Here is a 6,561-nt window from a genome sequence, read left to right on the forward strand (position 1 = left end):
ACCATAGCTCTCCCTCCCCCTTGTGGGGAGGGTGGTCGCATTCTCCCTCCCCTTTATGGGGAGGGTGGTCGCGCAGCGACCGGGTGGGGAATTCCAGACCTACCCCACCCTGTCAGCGCTGACGCGCTGACATCCCTCCCCATGAAGGGGAGGTAGAACGCACGCCTAAGGCCGGCTGGCCATCCCCAGCTTGACCGGCTTCAGGTCTTCCTTGTCCCGGTTTCCGCGCTTGACGCCCCACAGCAGGATGATCGGCGCCCCGACATAGATCGAGGAATAGGTGCCGACGATGATCCCGAACATCAGGGCGATCGAGAAGCCGAACAGGGCCTCGCCGCCGTAGACGGCCAGGGCCGCCAGCACCATCACCGCGGTGATGCCGGTGATGATCGTCCGCGACAGGGTCTCGTTCAGCGACAGGTCGATGACCTCGCGCAGCGGCATGGTTTTGTATTTGCGCAGGTTCTCGCGAAGGCGGTCGAACACCACCACGGTGTCGTTCATCGAATAGCCGATGACCGTCAGGATGGCGGCGACCATGGTCAGGCTGAACTCCAGCTTGAACAACACCAGAAGGCCGAAGGTCAGGATCACGTCGTGCAGCAGGCCGGCGATGGCGCCGAAGCCGAACTGCGGCTCGAACCGGAACCAGATGTAGGCGAACATGAGGATGATCGCGACGCCGAGCGCCATCAGGCCGGACTGGAACAGCTCGCCCGACACCTTGGAGCCCACGACGCTGACGCCCGAATAGGTGACCTCGCCCACGGCCCCGCTGATAGCGGTCTCGACCTGATTGACCACGGCGGTCTGGTTCTGGTTTTCCGGCACCTGGAACCTCAGGATCGCCGTCGAGCCGTCCTCGATGTTGGTGTCGCGGCGGGCGATGCCCTGCACCTGGACGTCGCCCAGACCCAGTTCACTGACCGCGCTGCGCACCCGGTCCAGCTCGATGACCTGGCCGGCGGGCTTGGACACTTCCATCGAGGCGCCGCCCCGGAAGTCGATGCCCATGGTCAGGCCCGGATAGAAGCAGGCCACGATCGCGGCGGTGCACAGCACCACCGACAGGGCGGCGGCGTAGCGGGCGTATTTGACGAACTGGAAATTCGTCTTCTGCGGCAGCAGTCGGATCAGGGGCCATCCACGCATCGCCATCACTCCGCGATCGGCAGTTTTTTGGGTTTGGCCACCTTCAGCCAGTAGGCCAGCAGCACCTGGGCCACCAGCACGGACGACAGCACCGAGGTGAACACCCCGATCGACAGCGTCCAGGCGAAGCCGCGCACGGGCCCCGCGCCGAAGATGAACATGATCGCCGCCGCCACCAGGGTGGTGACGTTGGCGTCGATGATGGTGCCCATGGCCTTGTTGAAGCCGGCGTCCATCGAGGCGATGACGCTGCGCCCCGCCCGCGCCTCGTCGCGCATCCGCTCATAGATCAGAACGTTGGCGTCCACCGCGACGGCGAAGGTCAGGATCAGACCGGCGATGCCCGGCAGGGTCAGGGTGGCCTGGGTGAAGCTCATGGCGGCGATGATCAGCAGGCCGTTCAACAGCAGGCCGATCACCGAGATGCCGCCGAACAGGAAGCCGTAGGCCAGGATCATGAACAGCAGGATGATGGCGAAGCCGATGGCCGTGGACAGGGCGCCGGCGTTCACCGCGTCGTCGCCCAGTTCGGCGCTGACGGTGCGGCGCTCCTCGACGTTCAGCGGGGCCGGAAGGGCGCCGCCGTTCAGCAGGTTCACCATCTCTGACGCCTGCTGGATGGTGTAGCTGCCCTCGATGATGCCCGAACCGCCGGTGATGGCGCTGCGGATGTTCGGGGCCGAGATGACCTGGCCGTCGAGGATGATGGCGAAGGGCTTGCCGATATTGGCGGCGGTGGCCTCGCCGAACCGGCGCGCGCCGGCCCCGTCGAAGCGGAAACCGATGGCGGTCTGGTTGTTCTGGTCCGCCGTGACCTCGGCCTTGGTCAGGTTCTCGCCCGACACCAGCACCCGACGTTTGACCAGGAAATAGGCCTGGCCGGAGTCCGGAGACCCCGGGATCAGTTCTGAATCGGGCGGCACGGCGCCGGCCAGGGCTTCCGTGACCGAATTCTCGATGTCGACCATCTGGAATGTCAGCTGGGCCGTCTGGCCGATGACGCGTTCCAGCTGGGCCGGGTCGCTCTCGCCGGGGGCCTGGACGACGATGCGATCGGCGCCCTGACGGGTGATCGAGGGTTCGCGCGTGCCCAGGCTGTCGATCCGCCGGCGCACCACCTCGATCGACTGGGTCACGGCGTCGGACGCCATGGAGTTCATCGCCGCGTCGGTGAAGGCGTAGCGGATGCGGTTGTCGCCCACGCGCTGCACCGACCGGTCCGCGACGCCGCTGGTCCCGCCGCTGACCAGGGCCCGCATGGACGTCAGGGCCAGGTCCAGCTGGGCCGGATTGGCCAGGGTGACGATCACGCCGCCCTCTTCCCGCCCGATGCTGTTCACCGCGACCTGGGCCTCGGCCAGAACCGTCCGGGCGTCCTCGCCCAGATTGGTCAGCCGCTTTTCGCGCATGGCCGGAACGTCGACTTCGAGCAGCAGATACGATCCGCCCTGCAGGTCCAGCCCCAGGTTCAGCGTGCTCTTCGGCAGCCAGCCCGGCAGGGCCTCGCGCTGGGCGGGGCTCAGCACGTTCGGATAGGCGAAGAACACCCCGAACAGCAGCGACAGGACAAGAAGGATGACCTTCCAGCGCGACAGATGGATCATGCGGGCGTCCCCGACCTTTTCAGAACGGCGTCAGGACTTGGCGATGGTCTTGGTGTCGTTGGCGGCGATCGCCGTGCGGTCGCGCACCTGGGTGATCATCTGCTTGACCACCGCGACGTTCACGCCCTGGGCGATCTCGACCATGGCCTGGTCGTTCTCGACGCGGGTGACCTTGCCGATCATGCCGTTGGACAGCACCACGGTGTCTCCGCGCTTCAGGCCGGCGACCAGCGCCTGGTGAGCCTTCATCTGCTTCTGCTGCGGACGGATCAGCATGAAGTAGAACAGGATGATTACGGGGACGAAGAAGATCAGGGTGCCGAACGGCCCCGCCATAAGTTCCTGCACGATGGTCTCCGCGAACGTCTGGGGCCGCCGAACGCGGCCCTTGAAAATGAGGCGCGGAAACTAGGGTGCGCCGTCACACTTTGCAACGCGTTCTCCCTCCCCTTTATGGGGAGGGACGATCGCGAAGCGATCCGGGTGGGGAGTTGCAGCGGCAGGCGCTGACCGCGGCAGGTTCGCACCGCCCCACCCTGCCGTCGCTCCGCGCCGGCTGTCCCTCCCCACTTCGGGGGAGGGAGAACGTTATCGCGGCAACACGGTCAGCGGATCGACGGCGTTCGGCTGGTCGCCGCGCATGCGCCAGGTCTCGAAATGCACCGAGGGCCGCCCGTCGCCGGCGGTCGTGCCGACCGTGCCGATCTGCTGGCCGGCGCGGATCTCGTCCCCGTCCCGCACCACGGCCGAGCCCAGATGGCCATAGACGGTGCGCCAGCCGTCGCGGTGCACCACCAGCACGGTCAGCCCCTGCCCCGCCAGATCGTCGCCGACATAGCCGACCCGTCCGGCGGCGGCGGCGCGCACCTCGGCTCCCGCGGCCGCGCCGATGTTCACCCCGTTGTTGCGCTCGCCCATGCCGACGGGCCCGAAACGCCTCAGGATGTCCCCGCGCACCGGCCAGTCCAGGTTCACCATCGACGTCGCCGCGGCCGGAGCCGTCGGCCCGGCGGTCGCGGCCGGTTCGCGCGACGGCAGGGCGGCGTTGCCCGACGGCGGCGGCGGGGGCGGAGGCGGCGGCGCTCCCGCTTCAGGCACATAGACGCCGCTCGGCGACGGCCCGGTGGCGTAGGGATCGCCGCCGATGTCGACCGCCGTGGCGGGCAGGATCAGCCGCTGGCCGGGCGTGATGGTCGCGCGCGGGCCCAGGGCGTTCAGGTCGATCAGACTCTGCACCGGCGTCTGGAACCGTCGGCCGACGCCCGAGATCGTGTCTCCGGGCTGGATTTCATAGACCGCGCCCGCCTCGACAACGCCGGCGGCGGGCGGCGGGGGTTCGCGGAAGCCTTCCGAGGCCGGCCCCGCGGCCGGCGCCGGGCTGTCGGGATACGGCCGCGGCCCGACGGCGACCGGCGCCGACAGGGCCCCGCCCTCGATCGCCTCGACCGGGGCGGTGCGGGGCGGCGGCGCCTCGTTCGCGGGATTGGTCGGCCCGCGCACGCCGTCCCCGCTCGGAATCGGCGCGGTCGGATAGGCCGGAGCCCGCGTCGCGGGCGCGGGCGGCGGCGTCGAGCCGTCCGCATGGATCGAATAGCGCGGCTCGGCCGGATAGCTGGCGCACGCCGCCAGCGTCATCATCCCGCCCAGCACCGCCAAAGCCTTGAGTCCGAATCGAATGGTCATGCCGTCTCCCGCCCTTCGGCCTGATGTGTCGTCGCGCCCCGACCGCCGCCCAACCAACCCGTCAAACTGCGCCAAAGTTGGGCGCGAAGGTTAACGGCCGGCGATCCGGAGTCACCCCTGGCCTTCCTTGGCCGTGCCCTCGACCAGCGGCACGAACCGCACCTCGCTGAGGCTCTCGCGCCGGAACGAGCCGTCGGCCTGACCGACGTAGCGGTGCAGCATCTGCACCGAGCTGCGCCCCACCGGACAGACCAGGATCCCGCCCGGCTTCAGCTGGTGCAGCAGCTCCGTCGGCTCGCCCGGCGCCGCCGCCGTGACCATGATCCGGTCGAACGGCGCCTGCTCCGGCCAGCCCAGATTGCCGTCGCCGTGCCGGGTGATGACATTGTCGATCTTCAGCGCCTTCAGCCGGTTTTCGGCCTCGGTCAGCAGGCTGCGGTAGCGTTCGATGGAATAGACATAGCGCGCCAGCCGGCTCAGCACCGCGGCCTGGTAGCCGCTGCCCGTGCCGATCTCCAGCACCCGGTGGCGCGGCTGCACGTCCAGGGCCTGGGTCATCAGGCCGACGATATAGGGCTGGCTGATGGTCTGGGCGCAGTCGATCGGCAGGGCCTGATCCTCCCACGCCTGGTCGAGGAATTTCTCGTGCACGAAGACGGCCCGGTCGATCGACTCCATCGCCCCCAGCACGCGCGGGTCCGTGACCCCCTGCTGCCGAAGCCCGAGGATCAGACGCCCGGCGCGATCGTCGTTCAGCTTCATGCGGCCGCCACCACCGTCTTCGGCGGCGCCCCGCCCAGCACGCCCTTCAGGTCGTGGATGCTGGGCGCGTGGGTCAGGTCGATGTGCAGGGGCGTAACGGAAATCTTGCCCTCGTCCATGGCCCGCAGGTCCGTCCCCGCGGGATGGTCGTGCTTGGTCCCGCGGAAGCTCATCCAGTAATAGTCGCGCCCCCTCAGGTCGGTGCGCTTGACCGCATGCATCTCGCCGATGTCGCGGAAGCCCTGGCGCGTCACCTCGACCTCGGTCACGGCCTCGGGCGGACGGGCGGGGAAGTTCAGGTTCATCACCACCCCGTCCTGCCACGGCTGGGCCAGCAGGCGCGAGATGATGGCCGGCGCATAGGCCTCGGCCGTCTCCCAGTGCGCCGTCACCTCGTCATGGAACCGCTCCAGCGACTGGCTCAGGGCGATCGAGCGGATGCCGAAGGCCATGCCTTGCAGCGCCCCGGCCACCGTGCCCGAATAGGAGCAGTCCTCGCCGACGTTATGCCCCCGGTTGACCCCCGACAGCAGCAGATCGGGCCGGTCCGGCATCAGGTCGTTGACGGCCAGGACGACGCAGTCGGTCGGGGTGCCCGTGACGGCGAAGCGCTTGTCGCCGATGCGGTTGACGCGCAGCGGCTCGGTCAGGGTGATGCCCCGCCCCTTGCCCGACTGCTCGACCTGCGGCGCGCACACCCAGATGTCGTCGGACAGGGTCCGCGCGATGCGTTCAAGACATTCCAGCCCTTCGGCCTCAATGCCATCGTCATTGGTCAGAAGAATGCGCATGCCGCCCGCGCTCTTGCAGCGCGTCGGCCCGTCGCGCAAGGCGCCTGTGTCAGTTGGCGGGCCGGATGTCGTCGGCCAGGATGACGAACGCCCCGCCGCAATCGTTGCGGATGTCCGAGCCCGCGTGTTCGATGCGGCCGTTCGCGGCCTCGCTCCAGGCGACGGTCCGGCCGGTGATCCGCACCTTCTGACCGCCCAGGTCGCCCATCGCCTGACGCATCTCGTCGCGCGACGCCGCCCCCGAGACGCAGGGCCGCGAGAAGGGCTGCAGCACCTGGTCCTCATCGCCGTACAGCTGGAATTCCCCGTTCGAGAACCGCACCCAGCCGGTGAACGACGTGTCGCCCATGGCGTGGACGTAGGTGTTCGACGAGGGGCCCGTAGCGCAGGCCGTCAGGGTCAGCGCGGCGGCCGCGGCGAGGATCGTTTTCATCGGCTCACTCCATCTCTGTCCGGAAAGCCGGACCTGGCTCACCCGACGTGCGTCACCCCGCCCATATAGGGCAGCAGAGCCGTCGGCACCGCGATCCGTCCATCGCCGTCCTGATAATTTTCCATGACAGCCACCA

8 protein-coding genes are annotated in these 6,561 nt (G+C 68.7%); all 8 read right to left on the reverse strand.

Translation table 11 applies throughout. The annotated features are described in order from the left end of the window. Positions 1 to 165 precede the first annotated feature (165 nt). Positions 166 to 1,158 (reverse strand): protein translocase subunit SecF, encoded by a 993-nt coding sequence (gene secF / locus WC555_RS04740; RefSeq protein WP_373251613.1) that lies wholly within the window; start codon positions 1,156 to 1,158, stop codon positions 166 to 168. Further along, entirely contained in the window at positions 1,158 to 2,756 is a 1,599-nt protein-coding gene (gene secD / locus WC555_RS04745; protein WP_373251615.1) for a protein translocase subunit SecD, read from the reverse strand. The genes secF and secD overlap by 1 nt, the downstream gene beginning before the upstream one ends. Positions 2,757 to 2,786: 30 nt before the next feature. Next, positions 2,787 to 3,092 (reverse strand): preprotein translocase subunit YajC, encoded by a 306-nt coding sequence (gene yajC, locus WC555_RS04750; protein WP_056621355.1) that lies wholly within the window; start codon positions 3,090 to 3,092, stop codon positions 2,787 to 2,789. Between the two features lie 252 nt (positions 3,093 to 3,344). Next, positions 3,345 to 4,439, reverse strand: coding sequence for a peptidoglycan DD-metalloendopeptidase family protein (locus WC555_RS04755; protein ID WP_373251617.1), 1,095 nt, complete (start codon positions 4,437 to 4,439; stop codon positions 3,345 to 3,347). Between the two features lie 111 nt (positions 4,440 to 4,550). Further along, positions 4,551 to 5,201 carry a protein-L-isoaspartate(D-aspartate) O-methyltransferase gene (locus WC555_RS04760; protein ID WP_373251619.1) on the reverse strand — a complete coding sequence of 217 codons (651 nt, stop codon included), beginning with the start codon at positions 5,199 to 5,201 and terminating at the stop codon, positions 4,551 to 4,553. Next, positions 5,198 to 5,992 (reverse strand): 5'/3'-nucleotidase SurE, encoded by a 795-nt coding sequence (gene surE / locus WC555_RS04765; RefSeq protein WP_373251621.1) that lies wholly within the window; start codon positions 5,990 to 5,992, stop codon positions 5,198 to 5,200. The genes WC555_RS04760 and surE overlap by 4 nt, the downstream gene beginning before the upstream one ends. 49 nt (positions 5,993 to 6,041) lie before the next feature. Continuing rightward, positions 6,042 to 6,425 (reverse strand): hypothetical protein, encoded by a 384-nt coding sequence (locus tag WC555_RS04770; protein ID WP_373251623.1) that lies wholly within the window; start codon positions 6,423 to 6,425, stop codon positions 6,042 to 6,044. Between the two features lie 38 nt (positions 6,426 to 6,463). Next, positions 6,464 to 6,561: hypothetical protein (locus WC555_RS04775; RefSeq protein ID WP_373251626.1), on the reverse strand; the 98-nt coding region annotated here is incomplete at its 5' end.

The sequence above is a fragment of the Brevundimonas sp. genome, from assembly GCF_041648615.1.
In the GTDB taxonomy this organism is placed as follows: domain Bacteria; phylum Pseudomonadota; class Alphaproteobacteria; order Caulobacterales; family Caulobacteraceae; genus Brevundimonas.

What these genes read in the sequence shown, in the direction of transcription:
- secF (WP_373251613.1), bottom strand. Translation starts at nt 1,158, where the DNA reads ATGGCGATGCGTGGATGGCCCCTGATCCGACTGCTGCCGCAGAAGACG.
- secD (WP_373251615.1), bottom strand. Translation starts at nt 2,756, where the DNA reads ATGATCCATCTGTCGCGCTGGAAGGTCATCCTTCTTGTCCTGTCGCTG.
- yajC (WP_056621355.1), bottom strand. Translation starts at nt 3,092, where the DNA reads ATGGCGGGGCCGTTCGGCACCCTGATCTTCTTCGTCCCCGTAATCATC.
- WC555_RS04755 (WP_373251617.1), bottom strand. Translation starts at nt 4,439, where the DNA reads ATGACCATTCGATTCGGACTCAAGGCTTTGGCGGTGCTGGGCGGGATG.
- WC555_RS04760 (WP_373251619.1), bottom strand. Translation starts at nt 5,201, where the DNA reads ATGAAGCTGAACGACGATCGCGCCGGGCGTCTGATCCTCGGGCTTCGG.
- surE (WP_373251621.1), bottom strand. Translation starts at nt 5,992, where the DNA reads ATGCGCATTCTTCTGACCAATGACGATGGCATTGAGGCCGAAGGGCTG.
- WC555_RS04770 (WP_373251623.1), bottom strand. Translation starts at nt 6,425, where the DNA reads ATGAAAACGATCCTCGCCGCGGCCGCCGCGCTGACCCTGACGGCCTGC.